This is a genomic window from Pseudomonas sputi, assembly GCF_021603585.1.
Classification (GTDB): Bacteria; Pseudomonadota; Gammaproteobacteria; order Pseudomonadales; family Pseudomonadaceae; genus Aquipseudomonas; species Aquipseudomonas sputi.
The window spans coordinates 1-309 of the sequence record NZ_BQHI01000080.1 but is presented as its reverse complement, the minus strand read 5'-3'; the positions used below and the strand labels follow the sequence as shown (position 1 = coordinate 309).

The 309-nt window shown below is 63.8% G+C and carries 1 protein-coding gene; it reads left to right on the top strand.

Annotation, left to right across the window (positions count from 1 at the left end; genetic code table 11):
* Positions 1 to 309 (top strand): RHS repeat domain-containing protein (locus L6D81_RS29380; protein WP_236183004.1); only part of this gene is annotated, 309 nt, incomplete at both ends.

The following is a 309-nucleotide window of genomic DNA, read 5'->3' as shown; positions in this document are numbered from 1 at the left end:
ATGCGTGGGACGCCGTCGGTCGGCTGATCCAGACCACCTCGCCAAATGGCGCCACCCGCGCCTGGTCCTACAGCGCCTACGGCCAGGTCACCGCCGAACGCGATGAACTGGGGCGCATCACCCGTTACGAGTATGACGACGACCTGCACCTGGTCAGCCGGCGGATCAACTCCGACGGCAGCCGGCTGCAGTACCGTTACGACCATGCGCAGCTGTTGCTGACGGAAATCGAGAACGAGTCCGGCGAAAAGTACCTTCTGGACTACACGCCCACCGGACTGATCCGACAGGAAACCGGCTTCGATGGCC